Source organism: Variovorax sp. GW823-FHT04F07, from assembly GCF_058795995.1.
This window is the reverse complement of the sequence record NZ_JBXAIG010000001.1, coordinates 690,317-708,035: the sequence shown is the minus strand read 5'-3', so window position 1 is coordinate 708,035 and position 17,719 is coordinate 690,317. Positions and strand designations below refer to the sequence as shown.

Sequence of the window (17,719 nt, the reverse complement as noted above, 5' to 3'; positions counted from 1 at the left end):
CGCTCACCGGCCCTTGTCCGCCAGGCACTGCGCCATCAGGCGCGCGGCCTCGTCCATGCGCGGGCCGGGGCGCACGACCACGTCGGTCTGCTCGGCGTCGAAGCGGCACACGCGCCCTTCGCGCACCGCGCGGATGCCGCCCCAGCCGGGCCGCTGCTCCAGCCCCATGGCGCTGCGCACGCTGACCATGATGAGGTCGGGGTTCGCGCGCACCACGAACTCGGGGTTGAGCTTGGGAAAGGGGCCGAGCGACGCCGGCACGATGTTCTTCACGCCCAGCCGCGCGAGCGTCTCGCCGATGAAGGACGAATCGCCCGCCGCATAAGGGCCGGTGTTGACCTCGAAGTACACGCGCAGGCCCTTGGCGCTGGCGGGCAGCGACTGGGCCGCGGCCGACACGGCCGCATCGATGGCGCGCCACACGGCGGGCGCCTCGTGCGTGCCGAGCACCTGGTCGAGCGCGCCCAATACGCGCCGCACGTCGGCGTGGCTCTTGGGTTCGAGCACGATAACCTTCAGGCCCAGTGCCTCGAGCCGCTGCGTGACGCGCGACGATTTGGCGAGCAGCACCACGTCGGGCTTGAGCGCGACGACGGCTTCGACATTCGGATCGATCCCGCCGCCGAGCTGCGGCAGCGCGCGCACCTGCGCGGGCGAGTTGGAATAACGGTCGACGCCGATCAGGCGGTCGCAGGCGCCGAGCGCGCAGACGCCTTCGGTCAGCGACGGCAGCAGCGAGACGATGCGCTGCGGCGGCTGCGGCAGATGCACGCTGACGCCGCGCTCGTCGACCACGTCGACGGCCTGCGCCGCCTGCGCGCCCACCACCAGGGCGAGCCCGAGCAACGACGCGCGCAACCAGGTCTTCATGCGATCGAAGCTCATGCGCCAGGTGCCTTCAACGTCAGCGGCAGGCCGGCGACCATCAGCGTTGCGCGATGGCACGCGGCCGCCACGTCCTGGTTCAGCCGGCCGAGCACATCGACAAAAGCACGGGTCTCGCGGCCCAGCGGGATCACGCCCAGGCCGATCTCGTTGCCGACCAGCACCACCGGCCCGCGCGCCTCGCGCAGCGCGATGAGCAGCAGCGTGGCGTGCGCCGAGGGCGTGCGCGTGACCACGGCGGCGCCTTCGGTGCGCAGCGGCATCAGCAGGTTGGTGAGCCACAGCGTGAGGCAGTCGACCACCACGAGCGTGTCGGGCGCGCTCTGCGTGACGATGGCGCGCCCCAGCTCGATCGGCTCCTCGATTGTCTGCAGACCGGGCACGCGCTCGGCGCGGTCGGCCTGGTGGCGCGCGATGCGCTCGCGCATCTCGTCGTCGTGGGCCTGCGCGGTGGCGATCAGCACCGCGCGGCGCGATGTGGGCCCGGACGCCAGCCAGTCGGCGGCACGCTGTTCGGCGCGGCGCGACTTGCCGCTTTTCTGGCCGCCGAGGATGAATTCGTGCTCAGTGAGGGGCATCGGGGGGCGCCTGTGCGGCGTGGCTGTCGAGTTCGAGGGGCATGGCGCTGAAGAGCCGCGCGGTCGCTTCCGGGCTGGACGCGAACCACGCATGGAAGTAGCTCGCGCGCACGGGGCCGTGCACGTACAGCGCCTCGCCGCCGCGCGTGCCGACGGTGCGCGCGGCGGGCGCGAGCGGCGTCTCGCAGCGCGAGTAGTGGAAGGTGTGGCCGCGCAAGGCATGCGCACCCAGGTCGAGCTGCTGCGGGCCGAGGCCGGCCAGCCGCTTCTGCATGACCGCCCGCCCCGGCAACACGCCCCAGAGGCGGTGCACGTCGGTCGGCTCGGCGTCGTCGCGCGTGGCGAGTTCGTCGAACAGCGCCATCATGCCGCCGCATTCGGCCCAGATCGGCTTGCCGGCCGTGACGTGGTTGGCGAGCGAGAGCCGCAACCGGTCGCTGGCCGACAGCACGGCCGCATGCAGCTCGGGGTAGCCGCCGGGCAGCCAGGCGGCATCGCAAGGCGGCAGCGGTTCGTCGGCCAGCGGCGAGAAGAACGCGAGCCGCGCGCCGAGGGCTTCGAGCACCTCGAGGTTGGCCGGGTAGATGAACGAGAACGCCGTGTCGCGCGCGATGGCGATGGTGCGTCCGGCCAGCAGCGGCGCGACGGGCGCCGTCGGCGCGGGCTCGAAGCGCACCTGCGGCAGCTGCCCGGGCGTGCGCTGCCCCAGCGGCGTGGCGGCGAGCACGTCGGCCGCAGCGTCGAGCCGCACCATCGCATCGCCGAGTTCGGCGGCACCGACCAGCCCCAGGTGGCGTTCGGGCAGCGCGAAATCGGCGCTGCGCGGCAAGGCGCCGAGCCAGTCGCCGGGCGCGCGCAAGGCGTCCTTCAGCATGTCGGCATGGCGCTCGCCGGCCACGCGGTTGGCCAGCACGCCGGCCCAGGGCAGGCCCGGGCGGAAGTTCTGCAGGCCGTAGGCCAGCGCGCCGAAGGTGCCGGTCATGGCCTGGGCGTCGATCACGGCCAGCACGGGCAGGCCCAGGCGCTCGGCCAGCTCGGCCGCGCTGGGCGTGCCGTCGAACAGGCCCATCACGCCTTCGACGATGACCAGGTCGGCCTCGCTCGCGGCGGCATGCAGGCGCGCGCGGCAGTCGGCCTCGCCGGTCATCCACAGTTCGAGCGAGTGCACCGGCGCGCCGGTGGCCAGCGCGAGCCAGTGCGGATCGAGGAAGTCGGGCCCGCACTTGAAGGCCCGCACGCGGCGGCCCTGGCGCACGTGCAGCCGCGCGAGCGCGGCTGCGACCGTGGTCTTGCCCTGCCCCGAGGCCGGCGCGGCCACGAGCACCGCGGCGCAGGTGACGGCTGCGCCGGGCGAAGAGCGGCGGGTGTTTACTGCGGAGTCCACTTGAGTCCGACGTACGCGGTGCGGCCCCCGGTGGCGTAGAGCCGTGCGAACTGGTAGTCCTTGTCGCCCACATTGTCCACGCGCGCCACCAGGTTCAGGTCGCGCGTGATCTGCGTGCTGGCCGACAGGTTCAGCAGCGTGTAGCCGCCGAGCTTGACGGTGTTGGCCGCGTCGTCGTAGCGCTTGCCCGAACTCTGGAGCTCGGCGCCCAGCGTCCAGCCGGCGATGCGCCAGTCGGCGCCCAGCGTGCCGTGGACCCGGGCGCGGCGTGCCAGCAGGTGGTCGGTGGCGAGGTCGCGCGGGTCCTGGTAGTCGAGCGAGGCGCGCAGCGTGACGTCGCCGATGCGGTGACCGCCCGTGAGCGTCACGCCCTGGTAGCGTGCGCGCGCCGTGCTGGCGTAGCAGCCGAACGACGACTGGCAGCCCTTGGCGCTGCCGTCGAACACGATGAGGTTCTGCACCCGGTTGCGGTACAGCACGATGCCGGCCTGCGTGGCGCCGGCCGTGTACTGCAGGCCCAACTCGACGTTGCGGCTCGATTCGGGCTGCAGGCTCGCCAGGCCGTACTCGCTGAAGCGCTGGTACAGCGTGGGCGCGCGGAACGCGGTGCCGGCCGACACGGTGGCGCGCAGGCTCGGCGTGATCGCGTAGCCGTAGGCGGCGCTGCCGGTGGTCTTGCCGCCGAACTCGCTGTCGTCGTCATGGCGCACATGCAGCTGCAGCGAATGCGGGCCCTTCACGTAGCCGTAGCCCAGTGCGGCGGCGTTCTGCGAGCGGTCGCGCGAGAACAGCTTGGCCGAGGTGGTGGGCGCGTTTTCGAGCGCGTCTTCGCGACGCTCGAGCGTGGCGGTCACCAGGTGCGCGCCGAAGCGGAATTCGTTCTGGAACAGGTAGCCGCGCAGGCGGGTCTCGGTGCGGTAGAACGAGGGCTGGGTCTTGTAGACGGTCTGCGAATCGGTCACCTGCAGGCGGGTGCTGTAGATGTCGTTCCATTTGGCCGACCAGGTCAGGCCGGCAGTGCGCAGCTCGTTGGTCGACACGTCGTCGCGGAAGGTGATCGGCGGCTTGGTGCGAAAGCTCACCGACGGGTCGTAGGCCGCCTCGGTGTTGCTGGTGAGCAAGGTGGCGTCGATGCGCTGATCGGGCGTGATCTGGAAACCCAGCTTCAGGTTGCCCGAGGTGCTGCGGTAGCCGTCGCGGTCGGGGTTGGTGAAGCCGTCTTTCGAGGGCGTGCGCTTGGCGATGGGCTGGATGTTGAAGCCCTTGCTTTCCTCATGCGCGACGCCGAACGAGTAGTCGAGCAGGCCCGACTTGCCGCTCACGCCGCCTTCGATCCGGCGCAGGCCGTGGCTGCCGAAGCCGATGCCGGCGTAGGGCGACACGCCCTCCTCGCCGCGCTTGGTGAAGAGCTGGATCACGCCGCCCACGGCGTCCGAACCGTACACCGCGGCGGCCGGGCCGCGCAGCACTTCGATGCGGTCGATCTGCGCGAGCGGAATGCCTTCCCAGCCGGCGCCGCCGGTCGATTGCGAATCGATGCGCACGCCATCGAGGTAGACCGCGGTGAAGCGCGATTCGGCGCCGCGGATGAACACGCTGGTGGCGTTGCCCACGCCGCCGCTGCGCGAGATTTCCATGCCCGGCAGGCGCGCCAGCACGTCGGCCACGCCGGTCGCGCCGCTGCGTTCGATGGTCTTGCGGTCGATGATGGAGACATCGCCCACCAGGTCCGACAGCGCCTGCGGCGTGCGGTTGGCGGTGACAACGGTCTCGTCGAGCGTGCCAGGTGCTGCGGCGGCGGCTTGCGCCTGCGCGGCCAGCGGCACCAGCGCCAGACCGCCGAAGGCCGAAGCCAGGGCGAGCGTCAGCGGCAGGCACGCGGGACGGTTGCGGCGCACGCTGGCGCGGCCGCTGGAGAGGGAAACACAGGAAATCATGGGGTGAACCGAACGAACTTCTATGCCCTGGCCGGCTTCCCCGCCGGCGCCATGGGCGTCATGGCTGCCGATGCGGCAGCCGCCTTGTTGGCCGGTATCCGGGCTGGCAGATCGACCCTTTGCCGCCTTCCCAGGCACCTGTTTCAGGGCGCCCAGTGGCTGGATGGAAAGGGGTGACGCGTTGCGGCGTCGTCTGCTTGACCGTTGCGGGGGCAGCGCAGGCGGCTTCGGCCCCGGGGGGCGTCCACTCCTGCTTCCCGTTGAACTGCGCCGTGCGAACCACGCCGCGAGCACCAACGGGCAGGATTTTAGGCCCACGGGGCGGCCACGCCACACCCGGTTTGATCACCGGCGGCGCAGGCCCCAGAATCTCGGCCACGTCCGGCGCGCGCCCGCGCGGTGCGCCAGACCTTCCGAATTCCCGGGAAACTACAATCGCCAACCATGCCCGCCTCCAGCCCCATCGACCAGATCGCCGAGCGTGTGGAACGCCTGCTCGTGCGTCACGAAGAGGTGCAGCGCACCAACGCGCTGCTGCAGGAACAGGTCGATGCGCTCACGCGTGAACGCGACGGCCTGAAGTCGCGACTCGCCGCGGCCCGCACCCGCCTCGACGCCCTGCTCGAACGGCTGCCGGCCGAACCCCCTTCCGAAGATTCCCATCACGCATGAAGCAGATTGAAGTACAGATCATGGGCCAGAGCTATTTGCTCGGCTGTCCCGACGGCGGCGAAGCGCAACTGCGCGAGGCCGTCGACCGCGTGGACGCGGCCATGTGCAAGATCCGCGATGCGGGCAAGGTGAAGGCACGCGACCGCATCGCCGTGCTCGCCTCGCTGAACCTGGCTTTCGATCTCGCGGCCCAGCAGGCCGCTGCTGCCGCCGCACCGGCCCCTGCCGTTGCCGCAGCCACCGAAGAAACCGCCGCCGACACCGACCCGAAGGCCGCCCAGCTCATTCAGAGACTCGATCAGGCCCTGGCGGGCGATGGACATTTGCTCTGAGGGCACGCGGCCCGGCACATCCGGGGCGTAAAATCCGTTTTGTCTGCAGACGTGTCGGGCTTAATATTTCCTTGTTCCAATGCTCTCCGGAGCCGGGCTTGGTACATCGCTTGACGGGCGTGATCATCTCGCGTCAGATGAACCCGAAGTCCTGCTGCCCTCGCCCACCTGAACCCTGGTTCAGGATGCGGGTCCGGCACACCATCTGCAGACACCTTTTCCCGCCACGGCCCCCTGCTTCACCGCACGGGGCCGTTGCTTTTTCAGCCGCTCGTTCTTTCCCCATCCTCCCGTGAACCTCGCTGCCCTGCTCGACCCGCTCCTGATCGCCGAACTCGCCGCGCTCGGCCTGGGCACCGGTTTCCTCGCCGGCCTGCTGGGCATCGGCGGCGGCATGCTGATGGTGCCGTTCATCACGATCATCATGGGCCAGCGCGGCGTGCCGGCCGACCTGGCGGTGAAGATGGCGATCGCGACCTCGATGGCGACGATCATCTTCACGTCGGTGTCCAGCGTGCGCGCGCACCACAAGCGCGGCGCGGTGCGCTGGGACATCGTGCAGCGCCTGGCCCCCGGCATCGTCATCGGCAGCCTCGCGGGCAGCCTGGGCGTGTTCGCGCTGCTCAAGGGCACGGCGCTGGCCATCTTCTTCGCGCTGTTCGTGGGCTTCTCGGCCACGCAGATGTTCCTCGACAAGAAGCCCAAGCCCACGCGCCAGATGCCCGGCACCGGCGGCCAGCTCGCGGCGGGCGGCACCATCGGCTTCATCTCGGGCCTGGTGGGCGCGGGCGGCGGCTTCATCAGCGTGCCGTTCATGACCTGGTGCAACGTGGCGATCCACAACGCGGTGGCGACCAGCGCGGCGCTGGGCTTTCCGATCGCCGTAGCCAACGTGCTCGGCTATGCGCTCAGCGGCCAGTCGGTGCAGGGCCTGCCGGCCGGCGCCTTCGGCTACATCTGGCTGCCCGCGCTCGTGGTGATCGCGGCCTGCAGCGTGTTCACCGCCCCGCTAGGCGCCAGGGCCGCGCACAGCCTGCCGGTGAAGAAGCTCAAGCGCGTGTTCGCGAGCATCCTGTACCTGCTGGCCGCCTACATGCTCTGGAAGGGCCTGCGGGGCTGAGGCATATCAAACACCCCGTGGCTTTCCTGTGCCATCCTATGCGGCACTTGTTCACAGTCGTAGAAGGAAAGCCATGAAAATCCTCATTGCAGTCGACGGCAGCGCCTACACGCAAAAGGCCCTCAATTACCTGCTCGCCAACCGCGCCATGTTCGTGGACGGCCATGAGCTGGTGGTGGTCAATGTCTGCACCGGCATCTCCGGCCACGTGGCACGCCACCTGAGCAAGGAAATCGTCACCGAGTACTACGCCGAGGAAAACGCCAAGGTGCTCGACCCGGTGAAGGCCTGGTTCGCCGAGAAAGGCGTGGCCAACTTCACCGCCGACGCGCGCCACGGCCACGCGGCCGAGGAAATCCTCAAGTCGGCCACCGAATCGAAGGCCGAGCTGATCGTGCTCGGCACGCACGGCCACGGCATCCTGGGCCGCGCGCTGATGGGCTCGGTCGCGACCAAGGTCGTGGCCGAGACCGACATCTCGGTGCTGCTGGTCCAGTAAGAAGACCCGACAACCCCGGCGACGGCCGATGCGCCGTGGCCGCGGTCATTGCGGCGAGCGCTGCTGCCGCCATTCGCGCGGCGAACATCCGAAGCGCTCGCGAAACGCGCGGCTGAAATGCGCCGCGTCGTTGAACCCCCTCCCGTACGCGATCTCTCCCACCGGCCGCCCTGCCAGGCGCGGCTCCAGCAGGTCGCGGCTGCATGCGTCGAGCCGGCGCTCCCAGATGTACTGCGAGGGCGTCAGCGGCTCGCTCTTGAACACGCGGTGGATGTGGCTCACCGACATGCCCAGCTGCGCCGCCAGCGTGCCCACCGACAGCGTCGGATCGGCCAGCTGCTCGTCAATGCGCTGCTTCACGCGCCCCAGGTGGTACGCCGTGAGCTTGCTGAGCGCCGGTGCGTGCGCCGCAGGCAGCGTCTGCAGGCCGGCCACGAGGATGTTCTGCACGCCATGGGCCACCGCCAGCGCCGAGGCCGGCTGCAGCGCGTCGAAGTCCTCGCGCAGCGTGCGGATCATGCCCAGCAGCAGGTGCCCCGCGCCCTCGCGCCCTGACACGGTGGTGGCCGTGAGCGCCTCGGTGTCGCGCAGCTCGCTGCGCAGCCGCTCGCCGGGCAGCTTGAGCACGATCTGCTCGAAGGGCTGGTCGAACAGCAGCTGGTAAGGCCGCGTGCTGTCGTACAGCGCGAAGTCGCCGGCGCCGAGCACGGCGTCGCGCCCGTCCTGGCGCACCACGCCCTGCCCGCGCGCCTGGATGCTCACGAGAAAACAGTCGTCGCTCGACGCCGCGATGTGGCCCGGCGTGCGCATCACCTTCTGCGCCCGCGAGGTCACGACCGACATGCCGAGGCCGGGCAGTGCGTGCTGGCGGATGCTGCCCTCGAAATCGCCGCCCTCGCCGGTGCGCACCGCGTCGCACTCGAGCTGCACGTAGACGTTGCAGATCATGTCGGTCCAGTACGCGAGCCGCTGGTCGCGCGGGACGGCATCGGTGCTGAGCAGGGGGGTCATCGGGGTCCTCGGAAGGCCTTCGCAAGGCACATGCAACGCTGGAACAAGAACGCCGCCAATCCGGGTCAAGGCGTTCCGGCGGCGCGAATTTACGCTTCATGCAACCCGCATGCCACCGCGCAAACCCGGTGCGCACAGTGGGGATTTCGTTACGTTCATTGCCCCCTGGAGAACACCCCATGCCGACCACCGTCCACCCCCAGCTCCGCGTCGCCGCCGTGCAGGCCGCGCCTGTTTTCCTCGACCTCGACGCCACCATCGACAAGACCATCGACCTGATGGCGCAGGCCGCGAAACAGGGCGTGCAGCTCATCGCCTTTCCCGAGACCTGGGTGCCGGGCTACCCGTGGTGGGTCTGGCTCGACTCGCCGGCCTGGGGCATGCAGTTCGTGCAGCGCTACCACGACAACTCGCTGCTCATCGGCTCGCCCGAGTTCGAACGCCTGCAGGCGGCGGCGCGCCAGCACAGGATCTGGCTCTCGCTCGGCTACAGCGAGAAAGCGGCAGGCAGCCTTTACATCGCGCAGGCGCTGATCGACGACCAGGGCCGCACCGTGCAGACGCGCCGCAAGCTCAAGCCCACACACGTGGAACGCACCGTGTTCGGCGAAGGCGACGGCGCCGACCTGCACGTGGTCCAGACGCCGCTGGGCAACATCGGCTCGCTGTGCTGCTGGGAGCACCTGCAGCCGCTGAGCAAGTACGCGATGTATGCGCAGAACGAGCAGATCCACTGCGGCGCGTGGCCGAGCTTTTCGCTCTACCGCGGCGCGGCCTACGCGCTGGGCCACGAGGTCAACAACGCCGCGAGCCAGGTGTATGCGGTCGAGGGCGGCTGCTTCGTCATCGCGCCCTGCGCCACGGTGTCGAAGGCGATGAGCGAGCTGATGTGCACCGACGACGGCAAGCGGCAGATGCTGGGCGTCGGCGGCGGCCATGCGCGCATCTACGGCCCGGACGGTTCGCCACTGGGCACGCCGCTGGCCGAAGACGCCGAAGGCCTGGTGGTCGCCGACATCGACCTCGGCATGATCGCGCTCGCCAAGGCGGCGGCCGATCCGAGCGGCCACTATTCGCGGCCCGACGTCACACAGCTGCTGCTGAACAAGACGCGGCGCACGCCCGTGGTGGTGCAGCTCACGCCGGAGCCCGAGGGCAGCGTGCCCGAGCCGGTCGTGGCCTGAGCCGACCACGGAGCCGCACCATGGAATCGGCCATCCCCGAGCACCTGCGCTGCCCGCGCACCCGCGAGCGCCGCGTGGCAGGCGACTACACGCCACCCTACCCCGGCTGGTCCGCGCGCGCCCCCGTGACGACGACCCAGGTCGTGATGGGCTATTTCGGTGTGCAGTCGCGCGGCCCGGCGATGCAGGGCCGGGCCTGCGCCGCGCTCCTGAAGATCACCCGCGACTTCGCCCTGCCCGACGGGCCCGGCCACCACGACCTGGCCCACTGCGTCGACGCCGACGGGTACGACAACCTGATCGCGATCGCCTACTGGCGCGATGCAGCGGCGTTCGCGCGCTGGTGTGCCACGCCCGCCATCGAGGCCTGGTGGAACGCCGACGAGCGCTTGCATGAAGGCCTCGGCTACTTCCGCGAAATCGCCTCCCCGCGTGCTGCGCACTTCGAGACCCTGTTCAGCACGCCCGACCGCCTCGAGGGCATCGGCGTGGTGATGGGCGGTGTGAGCGGCGAACTGCAGGAGCACGGCTACTGGGGGTCGATGCGCGATCGACTCCCGCTCGCGCAGGCCGACGCGCTCGCGCCTTCGGGCACGCGCGCGGTGATCGCCGGCACGCCTGCACCGGGCCAGCGCGTGCGCATCGCGGGCCACACGCACCTCGCGATGATCCGTTCGGGCCAGGAATGGACCGAGACCACCGGCCAGGAACGCCAGCTCTACCTGGAAGACATGGCCCCGGTGCTGCGCGAAGGCATGGACTTCCTGCGCGACCAGGGCCTGCCCATCGGCTGCTACAGCAACCGCTTCATGCACCACCTCGACGCACACGGTGCACCGCTGCAGAAGTCCTTCGGCCTGAGCTACTGGCGCTCGCTGGCCGACATGGAGCGCTGGGCCGAGTCGCACCCGACGCACGTCGCGATCTTCGGCAGCTTCATGCGCTACGTGCAGGCGCTGAACTTCGAGCTGCGCCTGCGCCTGTACCACGAGGTGTCGGTGCTGAAGGCCGACGAGCAAAGCTACGAATACATCAACTGCCACGCGCGCAGCGGGCTGATGAACGGGCTCGCGCCCGCCGCCTGAAGCCCGGGCGCGCGGCGGGACTCAGGCGGCGAACAGCCCCTTGTGCTCCGCCCGCAGCAACGCCTTCTGCACCTTCCCCATCGTGTTGCGCGGCAGCTCCGGCACGACGAAGCAGCGCTTGGGGATCTTGAAGTTCGCCAGCTTGGCCTTGAGCTCGGCCACGATGGCGTCGGCGTCGATCGTGGCGCCGCCCTTGGGGATCACGATGGCCACGCCCACCTCGCCGAAGTCGGGGTGCGGCACGCCGATGACGGCGCTTTCGGCCACGCCGGCCATCTCGTTGATGTAGCCCTCGATCTCGGCCGGGTAGACGTTGTAGCCGCCGCTGATGATCAAATCTTTGCTGCGCCCGACGATGGTGATGTAGCCGCGCGCATCGATCTTGCCCACGTCGCCGGTCTTGAAGAAGCCGTCGGCGGTGAACTCTTCCTTCGTCTTCTCGGGCATGCGCCAGTAGCCGGCGAACACGTTGGGGCCCTTCACCTGGATGCCGCCGATCTCGTCGATCGGCAGGTCCTTGCCCTCGTCGTCGCGCACGCGCAGCTGCACGCCGGGCAGCGCGAAGCCGACGGTGCCGCCGCGGCGCTCGCCCTTCTTGGCGTCGTACGGGTTGGACGTGAGCATGGCGGTCTCGCTCATGCCGTAGCGCTCGAGGATGGTGTGGCCGGTGCGCTCGCGCCATTCGTCGAAGGTCTCGATGAGCAGCGGCGCCGAGCCCGCGACGAACAGGCGCATGGTGCGCACCGCCTCGCGCGTGAGGCCCGGCTCGGCCAGCAGGCGCACGTAGAGCGTGGGCACACCCATGAACACGGTGGCCTCTGGCAGCTTGGCGACGATGCGCTTCGGGTCGAACTTCGAGAACCAGATGATCTTGCTGCCGTTGAGCAGCGCACCGTGCAACGCCACGAACAGGCCGTGCACGTGGAAGATCGGCAGCGCGTGGATCAGCACGTCGCCCTTCGTCCAGCCCCAGTAGTCCTTGAGCACTTCGGCGTTCGACAGCAGGTTGCGGTGCGTGAGCATCGCGCCCTTGCTGCGGCCCGTGGTGCCGCTGGTGTACAGGATGGCGGCGAGGTCGTCGGGCTTCTTGAGCGCCACGGTGTGGCGGTCGCTGCAGCGCGCCGCCGCGTCGAGCAGCGTGCCGGTGCGGTCGTCGTCCAGCGTGAACACATGGCGCGTGCCGGCCGCTTCGGCGATGGGGCGCACCCAGGCCGCGTTGCGGCCGGTGCACACGACCACGGCGGGCTCGGCGTTGCCGATGAAGTACTCGATCTCGGCGCTCTGGTAGGCCGTGTTGAGCGGCAGGAACACGTAGCCCGCGCGCAGGGTCGCGAGGTACAGCAGCATGGCTTCGACCGATTTCTCGACCTGCACGGCGACGCGCGCGCCCTTCTCGAGCTTCAGGCCGTCGAGCAGGTTGGCGATCATCGCGCTGGCGCGGTCGAGGTCGCGCCACGAATAGTGCAGGCCGTTGTCGGTCTCGACGGCGATGGCGTCGAGGTCGGCGGGAAAGGCGGCGCGCAAGGCGGCGAACAGGTTGGCGTTGGGGGAGGACTTCGTCTTCATCATCTTCGTCATCTTCGTCATCATCGAACGGCAGGCTCAGGAAGAGCGGAAATTCGGAGGGCGCTTGCCCAGGAAGGCATCGATGCCCTCGCGGTGCTCGGCGGTGTCGGCATAGTCATACGCGGTGGCCAGCAGCTGCTGTGCAGCCGCGCCGCCGCGCTTCAGTGCGGTGAAGGTGGCCTTGTGCAAGCGCGCGGCCTGCGGCGACAGCGCGGCAATGCGCGCCGCATGCGCCTGCGCGGCGGTCGGCACCTCGGCATCGGGCAACACATGCAGCAGAAACCCCGCGTCGTACAGCCGCTGCGCACTGTGCACGCCGGCGGCCAGCAGCATGTCGCGCGCCAGCACGTCGCCGATGGCGCCATGCACCAGCGCGGCTTCGCGCGGCGCCATCGGGAAGCCCAGCTTCGCGATGGGTGCGCCGAACTTCGCCGACGCACCGGCCAGGCGGATGTCGCAGCAACTGGCCATCTCGACGCCCGCGCCCATGCAGGCGCCTTCGATCTGGGCCACCAGCGGCAGCGGACAGTCGAGCATCGCCTGCAGCGCGGCCCAGACTTCGTTCTCGTGAAACTCGCGCAGGCTCGCTTCCTCGAAACGGAACGAGGGGTACTCGGAAATGTCGCCGCCCGCGCAGAAGGCACCGCCCTCCCCGCGCACGACGACGCAGCGCAGCGCGGTGTCGCCGTGCAGGTCGTCGAACACCGCGCGCAACTCGCGCCACATGGCGCGCGTCATCGCATTGAGACGCCCCGGGTTCGACAGCGTGACGAGCGCCACGGCGCCTTCGCGGCGCAGCGAGACCTGCCGCTCGCTCATTCGAGCTTGGCGCCCGAGGCCTTCACGACGGTCGCCCATCGCTTGATCTCGGCGTTGACGAAGCGGCCGTAGGCGGCGTTCGTGACGTTCGGGATCTCGGAGCCGTTCTGGGCCCAGATGGCCTTCAGCTCGTCGGTGCCCAGCGCCTTCTTCATCGTGTCGATGATCTGCGTCTGCGCTTCGGCCGGCGTGCCCTTGGGCGCCCACAGGCCGTACCAGGTGGTGACGGTGTAGTCGGGCAACCCGACCTCGGCGGCGCAAGGCACGTCGGGGAACGCGGGGTTGCGCTTGGCGCCGGCCACCATGAGCGCCTTGATGCGGCCGCCCTTGATGTGCTGCGCGGAGGAACCCAGGCCGTCGAACATCAGGTCGACGTTGCCCGCGATCAGGTCGGACAGCGCCGGGCCCGCGCCGCGGTACGGAATGTGGGTGATGAAGGTGCCGGTCTGCAGCTTGAACAGCTCGCCCGCCAGGTGGTGCGAGGTGCCCGAGCCGGCCGAGCCGTAGTTGAGCTTGCCGGGGTTGCGCTTGGCGGTGGCAATGAGTTCCTGGATGGTCGCGGCCTGCACCCGCTTGGGGTTGACCACCACCACCTGCGGCACATTGGCCAGCAGCATCAGGGGCACGAAGTCTTTCTCGAGGTCGTAGTCGAGCTTGGGATAGATCGAAGGTGCGATCGCGTGGTGCACCGCGCCCATGAAGAGCGAGTAGCCGTCGGCCGGCAGCTTGGCCGCGATGCTCGCGCCCACGGTGCCGCCGGCGCCGCCGCGGTTGTCGATGACCAGCGTCTGGCCCGCCGCGCGGGAGAACTGGGCCGACAGCGGGCGCGCGAAGGCGTCGGTGCCTCCGCCGGCCGGGAACGGCACCACCATGGTCACGGGCTTGGTCGGCCAGCCCTGGGCACGTGCGCCACCGCACAGGGCCACGGCCCCGGCTGCTGCGGCGACGCGCAGCACATCGCGTCGTTGAAAACTCTGTTGCGTCATCTGTCTCGTCTCCTGTCGTCGTCGTTGTAGATGTTGCCGCCCTCCGGCGGTCAAGGTGCGGGCCGCAGCGCTGCCGCGGCGAAGCGAACGGACTCAGCCTTTTTGAGGAACAGGCCTTCGATGTCTCCCGAAACCGCGATCTTGCCTTCGGCCAGCCAGGTACGATGCCGGTCCAGGCGCTTGAGGTCGTACAGGTAGTTGACCATGAGGCCGTACGACTGCTTGAGCCCCTTGGCCGACGGGTCGCCGGCCCAGTTGAGCCGCTCGACGCGCGCGCCGTTGCCCAGGTGGAAGCGCGCCACCGGGTCGGCCGGCGTGCCGTCGATCAGCGTGCGGCCCAGGTACTCGGCGGTGGCCTGCAGCAGCCACTGGCGCAGCGGCGATTTCGCGTCGAGTTCTGTTGCTGCATCAACCGCTGCCAACAGGCGCTCGGCCGTGGGCGGCACCGAGCCGACGAGGCGGCCGAGTTCGGCTTCGCGCTTCTCGTCCAGGCGCGGCAGCAGTTCAGCGGCGTTCTTGGCGAGCCACGCGCGCAGGCCCGGAATGGGCGACAGCGTGGCGAAGGTCTTCAGGCGCGGCAACTCGTCCTGCAGGGTCTCGACCACGCGCTTGATGAGCGAGTCGCCGAAGCTCACGCCGCGCAGGCCGGTCTGCGTGTTGCTGATCGAATAGAAGATCGCGGTGGTCGCCTTGGCCGGCTGCACCGGCACGGCGGCCTCGTCGAGCAGCGGCATGATGCCTTCGCTGATGCGGTCGACCAGTGCCACCTCGACGAAGATGAGCGGCTCGTTCGGCAGGCGCGGATGGAAGAAGCCGTAGCAGCGGCGGTCGCTGTCGTCCAGGCGGTTCTTCACGTCGGACCAGCTCTTGATGTCGTGCACCGCCTCGTAGCGGATGAGCTTCTCGATCAGCGAGGCCGGCGAGTTCCAGTCGATGCGGCGCAGCTCGAGAAAAGCCACGTCGAACCAGGTGGAAAACAGGTGCTCCAGCTCGGCCTCGAGCGCGAGCAGACGCTTGTCGGACTTCAGGCACGGCAGCAGGTCGGCGCGCAAGTCGACCAGAAAGCGCATGCCGCCGGGCTCGACCGCGAAGCGCTGCAGCAGCCGCATGCGCGGCGACACCAGCGCGCGGCGCAGGCGCAACTCGGCCTGCCCTTCGTCGGGCGTGCCGACGGCGCTCTGGTGCTGGTCGCGCGCGCTCTTGAGCTTGCCCGCGTCGGCGGCGAAATGCTCGCTCATGAGCGCCCAGTAGTCGCGGCGTTCTTCAGGCGAAGCGCCGGCGTAGGCCTGCGCGATGGCATGGGCGCGGCGGCCGCCCTCGACCTCGCTCACGCGCGGATCGATCACCGCCTGCAGCTCGGCCAGCACGCGGCGCAGCGTGCGCGGCGACAGGGCCTCGTCGGCCTTGCGCAGCGTGGCCTGCAGCCGCTCGGCGGTAGTGCGGGCGCTGGGCTTGGGCGTGTGGCGGGCCGGGCCTTTCGTGGCGCCGTTGCTCGCCACGGGAACCTTGGACGATTCGCCCATGCGCAGGCGCGCCTGGAACCACTCGGTCGCACTCATCGATCTGCTCCTGTGCCGTTGGCTGTATGGGCGATGCCTGTCACGGCATCACCCGGGATTTCTGCTGTTGCATGACTTCGCGCAAGGCTTCGCGCTGGCGCGTCATGTGGGTGCGCATGGCGGCGTCGGCGCCTTCGCTGTCGCGCGCCTTGAGCGCGGCGAACACGGCCAGGTGCTCCGACAGGCTCTGGTCGAGCCGCCCCGGCGCGTGCAGCTGCTGCAGCCGCGCGAGCTTCAGGATCTTGCGCAGGTCGCCGATCACCTGCGCCAGCCACTTGTTGTCGGCGAGCTTGATGATCGCCTCGTGAATGATGTGGTTGGTGGCGTAGTAGTCGTTGATGCGCCGTGCCTTGGCGTGGCGCACCAGGCGCTCGTGCAGCGCGTCGAGCTCGTTCAGCTCGGCGTCGCTGGCGTTGCGCGCGGCCTCGTAGGCGCAGCGCCCTTCGAGCAGCGCGATCACCGGAAAGATTTCGTCCAGGTCGCGCTCGGTCACCTCGTTCACGAAGCAGCCGCGGCGCGGTTCGTGGCGCAGCAGGCCTTCGGCAGTGAGCACCTTCAGCGCCTCGCGCAGCGGCGTGCGCGAGATCGACAGCCGCTCGCACAAGGCCACCTCGTCCACAAAGCTGCCGGGCGACAGCGTGCCGTCGAAGATCTGCTCGCGCAGCGTGGCGGCGACTTCGTCGTGGAGGGAATTGGGGACCAGGCGCATGCGTTGAAGACTCGGAAAGTCGGTGGGCGTTTCGCGTAATTTCCTGTAATTACGCATAATTGTGAGTGCATGGTTAACGCAATGCAAGGGCCGCGCCCTGCCTGTGCGGCCCGGAATTACCCTGAGACGGACGAAAAAAAGCGGCGCGCACCCGAAGGTGCTGCGCCGCTTTTTGCGGGTGTCTTGCGGATGTGAAAAGGGTCAGGCGCGCGCGGTGCTGCCGGTCTTGCCGGCGCGGCCGAACCAGAACCACAGCGCGATGCCGCCGATCACCATCGGCACGCTGAGCCACTGGCCCTGGCTCAGGCTCAGTGCACGCAGGCCCAGGAAATCGTCGGGCTCGCGGAAGTACTCGGCCACGAAGCGCAGCACGCCATAGCCGATGAGGAACACCGCGGCCACCTGGCCCTGCTTGCGCTCCTTGCGCGCATAGAGCCACATCACGACGAACAGCAGCAGGCCTTCGAGCAGGAACTGATAGACCTGCGACGGATGGCGCGGCAGCATCGAGCCGCTTTGCGGAAACACCATGCCCCAGGGCAGCTCGGGGCTGCTGAAGCGGCCCCACAGCTCGCCGTTGATGAAGTTGCCCACGCGGCCCGCGGCCAGGCCGGTCGGCACGCAGGGCGCGACGAAGTCCATCACCTGCCAGAAGGGCCGCGCACGCGAGCGCGCAAACCACACCATGGCGCCGATCACGCCGAGCAGGCCGCCATGGAAGCTCATGCCGCCCTGCCACACATAAAGAATCTCGAGCGGGTGCGTGAGGTAGTACTCGGGCTTGTAGAACAGGCAGTAGCCGAGCCGGCCGCCGACGATCACGCCCATGACGCCCAGGAACAGGATGTCCTCGATGTCCTTGCGTTGCCACACGCCGGCCGTGGCCAGCGAGCGGAACGGCTCGTGGTGCAGGCGGCGCGTGCCCAGGAAATAAAACAGCGCGAAGGCCGCCAGGTAGGTCAGGCCGTACCAGTGGATGGCCACCGGCCCCAGCTGCAAGGCGATGGGATTGATCTGCGGATACATGAGCATCCGACGATTGTGCCGTGGCGCAATGACGCCGCGGCCGCGGGGGCATTCAGGGCAATGTCAGCGCCCGAACTTCCACCACAACAACCCCGCCACCAGGGCAGGTACCGCGAAGATGAACAGGAAGATCGGCAGCTCCTCGGCCACCGAGTACCCGGCCTTGAGCACACCCACGGCCATGTTGATGCCCGCGCCGACGAACCACGCCGGAATGAACCACTTGGCCGCCGCGGCCAGCGCCATCGCCGAGCCGTCGCCCATGAAGCGGCCGGCCAGAAGAAACACCACCAGCAGCGCGAAGCCGCCCCCCATCACCATGACTGTGTGCATCTGCGTTGTCCTCCTGGGCGCATCTTGCCGGATA

At 69.4% G+C, this 17,719-nt stretch carries 18 protein-coding genes and 1 riboswitch; of the genes, 6 read left to right on the top strand and 12 right to left on the bottom strand.

Translation table 11 applies throughout. From position 1 onward, the window contains the following. Positions 1-3: 3 nt before the first annotated feature. The 4 genes from AC1RAA_RS03285 to AC1RAA_RS03270 are packed head-to-tail and all read right to left on the bottom strand — an operon-like array spanning position 4 to position 4,784. Positions 4-870, bottom strand: a complete 867-nt coding sequence (locus AC1RAA_RS03285) for an ABC transporter substrate-binding protein (protein ID WP_492728314.1) — start codon at positions 868-870, stop codon at positions 4-6. A gap of 11 nt (positions 871-881) precedes the next feature. Further along, positions 882-1,463, bottom strand: coding sequence for a bifunctional adenosylcobinamide kinase/adenosylcobinamide-phosphate guanylyltransferase (locus tag AC1RAA_RS03280; protein WP_492726451.1), 582 nt, complete (start codon positions 1,461-1,463; stop codon positions 882-884). Beyond that, positions 1,450-2,847 carry a cobyrinic acid a,c-diamide synthase CobB gene (locus AC1RAA_RS03275; RefSeq protein WP_492726449.1) on the bottom strand — a complete coding sequence of 466 codons (1,398 nt, stop codon included), beginning with the start codon at positions 2,845-2,847 and terminating at the stop codon, positions 1,450-1,452. The genes AC1RAA_RS03280 and AC1RAA_RS03275 overlap by 14 nt, the downstream gene beginning before the upstream one ends. Further along, the gene (locus tag AC1RAA_RS03270) at positions 2,832-4,784 is read right to left on the bottom strand and encodes a TonB-dependent receptor domain-containing protein (RefSeq protein WP_492726447.1); all 1,953 of its coding nucleotides are present in this window, start codon (positions 4,782-4,784) and stop codon (positions 2,832-2,834) included. The genes AC1RAA_RS03275 and AC1RAA_RS03270 overlap by 16 nt, the downstream gene beginning before the upstream one ends. A 72-nt stretch (positions 4,785-4,856) precedes the next feature. Beyond that, positions 4,857-5,097: riboswitch (cobalamin riboswitch) on the bottom strand. 131 nt (positions 5,098-5,228) lie between these two features. Between AC1RAA_RS03270 and AC1RAA_RS03265 the strand changes: the two genes are divergently transcribed. From AC1RAA_RS03265 to AC1RAA_RS03250, 4 genes are all read left to right on the top strand, one after another. After that, positions 5,229-5,456 (top strand): hypothetical protein, encoded by a 228-nt coding sequence (locus AC1RAA_RS03265; RefSeq protein WP_056581479.1) that lies wholly within the window; start codon positions 5,229-5,231, stop codon positions 5,454-5,456. After that, positions 5,453-5,788: a cell division protein ZapA gene (locus tag AC1RAA_RS03260; RefSeq protein WP_369647215.1), complete on the top strand. Its 336-nt coding sequence runs from the start codon at positions 5,453-5,455 to the stop codon at positions 5,786-5,788. The genes AC1RAA_RS03265 and AC1RAA_RS03260 overlap by 4 nt, the downstream gene beginning before the upstream one ends. Positions 5,789-6,080: 292 nt before the next feature. After that, entirely contained in the window at positions 6,081-6,908 is an 828-nt protein-coding gene (locus tag AC1RAA_RS03255) for a sulfite exporter TauE/SafE family protein (protein ID WP_492726444.1), read from the top strand. Positions 6,909-6,981: 73 nt separating this feature from the next. Continuing rightward, positions 6,982-7,407, top strand: coding sequence for a universal stress protein (locus AC1RAA_RS03250; protein ID WP_062480532.1), 426 nt, complete (start codon positions 6,982-6,984; stop codon positions 7,405-7,407). A gap of 45 nt (positions 7,408-7,452) precedes the next feature. On the opposite strand, the gene AC1RAA_RS03245 is transcribed toward AC1RAA_RS03250, so the two are convergent. Further along, positions 7,453-8,418, bottom strand: coding sequence for an AraC-like ligand-binding domain-containing protein (locus tag AC1RAA_RS03245; protein ID WP_492726442.1), 966 nt, complete (start codon positions 8,416-8,418; stop codon positions 7,453-7,455). Between the two features lie 179 nt (positions 8,419-8,597). Between AC1RAA_RS03245 and AC1RAA_RS03240 the strand changes: the two genes are divergently transcribed. Further along, positions 8,598-9,602: a carbon-nitrogen hydrolase family protein gene (locus AC1RAA_RS03240; protein WP_492726440.1), complete on the top strand. Its 1,005-nt coding sequence runs from the start codon at positions 8,598-8,600 to the stop codon at positions 9,600-9,602. Positions 9,603-9,622: 20 nt separating this feature from the next. Next, positions 9,623-10,687, top strand: a complete 1,065-nt coding sequence (locus AC1RAA_RS03235; protein WP_492726438.1) for a phenylacetaldoxime dehydratase family protein — start codon at positions 9,623-9,625, stop codon at positions 10,685-10,687. Between the two features lie 21 nt (positions 10,688-10,708). Here the strand turns inward: AC1RAA_RS03235 and AC1RAA_RS03230 are convergent, their stop codons facing one another. From AC1RAA_RS03230 to AC1RAA_RS03200, 7 genes are all read right to left on the bottom strand, one after another. After that, positions 10,709-12,253, bottom strand: coding sequence for a malonate--CoA ligase (locus AC1RAA_RS03230; protein ID WP_492728313.1), 1,545 nt, complete (start codon positions 12,251-12,253; stop codon positions 10,709-10,711). A gap of 36 nt (positions 12,254-12,289) precedes the next feature. Then, positions 12,290-13,072 (bottom strand): enoyl-CoA hydratase/isomerase family protein, encoded by a 783-nt coding sequence (locus AC1RAA_RS03225; RefSeq protein WP_492726436.1) that lies wholly within the window; start codon positions 13,070-13,072, stop codon positions 12,290-12,292. Continuing rightward, the gene (locus AC1RAA_RS03220) at positions 13,069-14,058 is read right to left on the bottom strand and encodes a Bug family tripartite tricarboxylate transporter substrate binding protein (RefSeq protein ID WP_062480542.1); all 990 of its coding nucleotides are present in this window, start codon (positions 14,056-14,058) and stop codon (positions 13,069-13,071) included. Before AC1RAA_RS03220 ends, AC1RAA_RS03225 begins: the two co-directional genes overlap by 4 nt. A gap of 50 nt (positions 14,059-14,108) precedes the next feature. Then, the gene (locus AC1RAA_RS03215) at positions 14,109-15,617 is read right to left on the bottom strand and encodes a malonyl-CoA decarboxylase (protein ID WP_492726434.1); all 1,509 of its coding nucleotides are present in this window, start codon (positions 15,615-15,617) and stop codon (positions 14,109-14,111) included. 40 nt (positions 15,618-15,657) lie between these two features. Then, on the bottom strand, positions 15,658-16,326 hold the full coding sequence (locus AC1RAA_RS03210; protein ID WP_062480546.1) for a GntR family transcriptional regulator: 669 nt from the start codon (positions 16,324-16,326) through the stop codon (positions 15,658-15,660). A 201-nt stretch (positions 16,327-16,527) separates the two neighbouring features. Then, the gene (gene lgt, locus AC1RAA_RS03205) at positions 16,528-17,358 is read right to left on the bottom strand and encodes a prolipoprotein diacylglyceryl transferase (protein WP_492726432.1); all 831 of its coding nucleotides are present in this window, start codon (positions 17,356-17,358) and stop codon (positions 16,528-16,530) included. 57 nt (positions 17,359-17,415) lie between these two features. Continuing rightward, a complete protein-coding gene (locus AC1RAA_RS03200) occupies positions 17,416-17,685 on the bottom strand; it encodes a hypothetical protein (RefSeq protein ID WP_447743756.1) in 270 nt (89 codons plus the stop codon). Positions 17,686-17,719: the final 34 nt, after the last annotated feature.

Coding starts and splice junctions, on each gene's coding strand:
- AC1RAA_RS03235 (WP_492726438.1), top strand. CDS start 9,623: ATGGAATCGGCCATCCCCGAGCACCTGCGCTGCCCGCGCACCCGCGAG.
- lgt (WP_492726432.1), bottom strand. CDS start 17,358: ATGCTCATGTATCCGCAGATCAATCCCATCGCCTTGCAGCTGGGGCCG.
- AC1RAA_RS03245 (WP_492726442.1), bottom strand. CDS start 8,418: ATGACCCCCCTGCTCAGCACCGATGCCGTCCCGCGCGACCAGCGGCTC.
- AC1RAA_RS03285 (WP_492728314.1), bottom strand. CDS start 870: ATGAAGACCTGGTTGCGCGCGTCGTTGCTCGGGCTCGCCCTGGTGGTG.
- AC1RAA_RS03280 (WP_492726451.1), bottom strand. CDS start 1,463: ATGCCCCTCACTGAGCACGAATTCATCCTCGGCGGCCAGAAAAGCGGC.
- AC1RAA_RS03215 (WP_492726434.1), bottom strand. CDS start 15,617: ATGAGTGCGACCGAGTGGTTCCAGGCGCGCCTGCGCATGGGCGAATCG.
- AC1RAA_RS03265 (WP_056581479.1), top strand. CDS start 5,229: ATGCCCGCCTCCAGCCCCATCGACCAGATCGCCGAGCGTGTGGAACGC.
- AC1RAA_RS03230 (WP_492728313.1), bottom strand. CDS start 12,253: ATGAAGACGAAGTCCTCCCCCAACGCCAACCTGTTCGCCGCCTTGCGC.
- AC1RAA_RS03240 (WP_492726440.1), top strand. CDS start 8,598: ATGCCGACCACCGTCCACCCCCAGCTCCGCGTCGCCGCCGTGCAGGCC.
- AC1RAA_RS03270 (WP_492726447.1), bottom strand. CDS start 4,784: ATGATTTCCTGTGTTTCCCTCTCCAGCGGCCGCGCCAGCGTGCGCCGC.
- AC1RAA_RS03220 (WP_062480542.1), bottom strand. CDS start 14,058: ATGACGCAACAGAGTTTTCAACGACGCGATGTGCTGCGCGTCGCCGCA.
- AC1RAA_RS03225 (WP_492726436.1), bottom strand. CDS start 13,072: ATGAGCGAGCGGCAGGTCTCGCTGCGCCGCGAAGGCGCCGTGGCGCTC.
- AC1RAA_RS03260 (WP_369647215.1), top strand. CDS start 5,453: ATGAAGCAGATTGAAGTACAGATCATGGGCCAGAGCTATTTGCTCGGC.
- AC1RAA_RS03200 (WP_447743756.1), bottom strand. CDS start 17,685: ATGCACACAGTCATGGTGATGGGGGGCGGCTTCGCGCTGCTGGTGGTG.
- AC1RAA_RS03250 (WP_062480532.1), top strand. CDS start 6,982: ATGAAAATCCTCATTGCAGTCGACGGCAGCGCCTACACGCAAAAGGCC.
- AC1RAA_RS03210 (WP_062480546.1), bottom strand. CDS start 16,326: ATGCGCCTGGTCCCCAATTCCCTCCACGACGAAGTCGCCGCCACGCTG.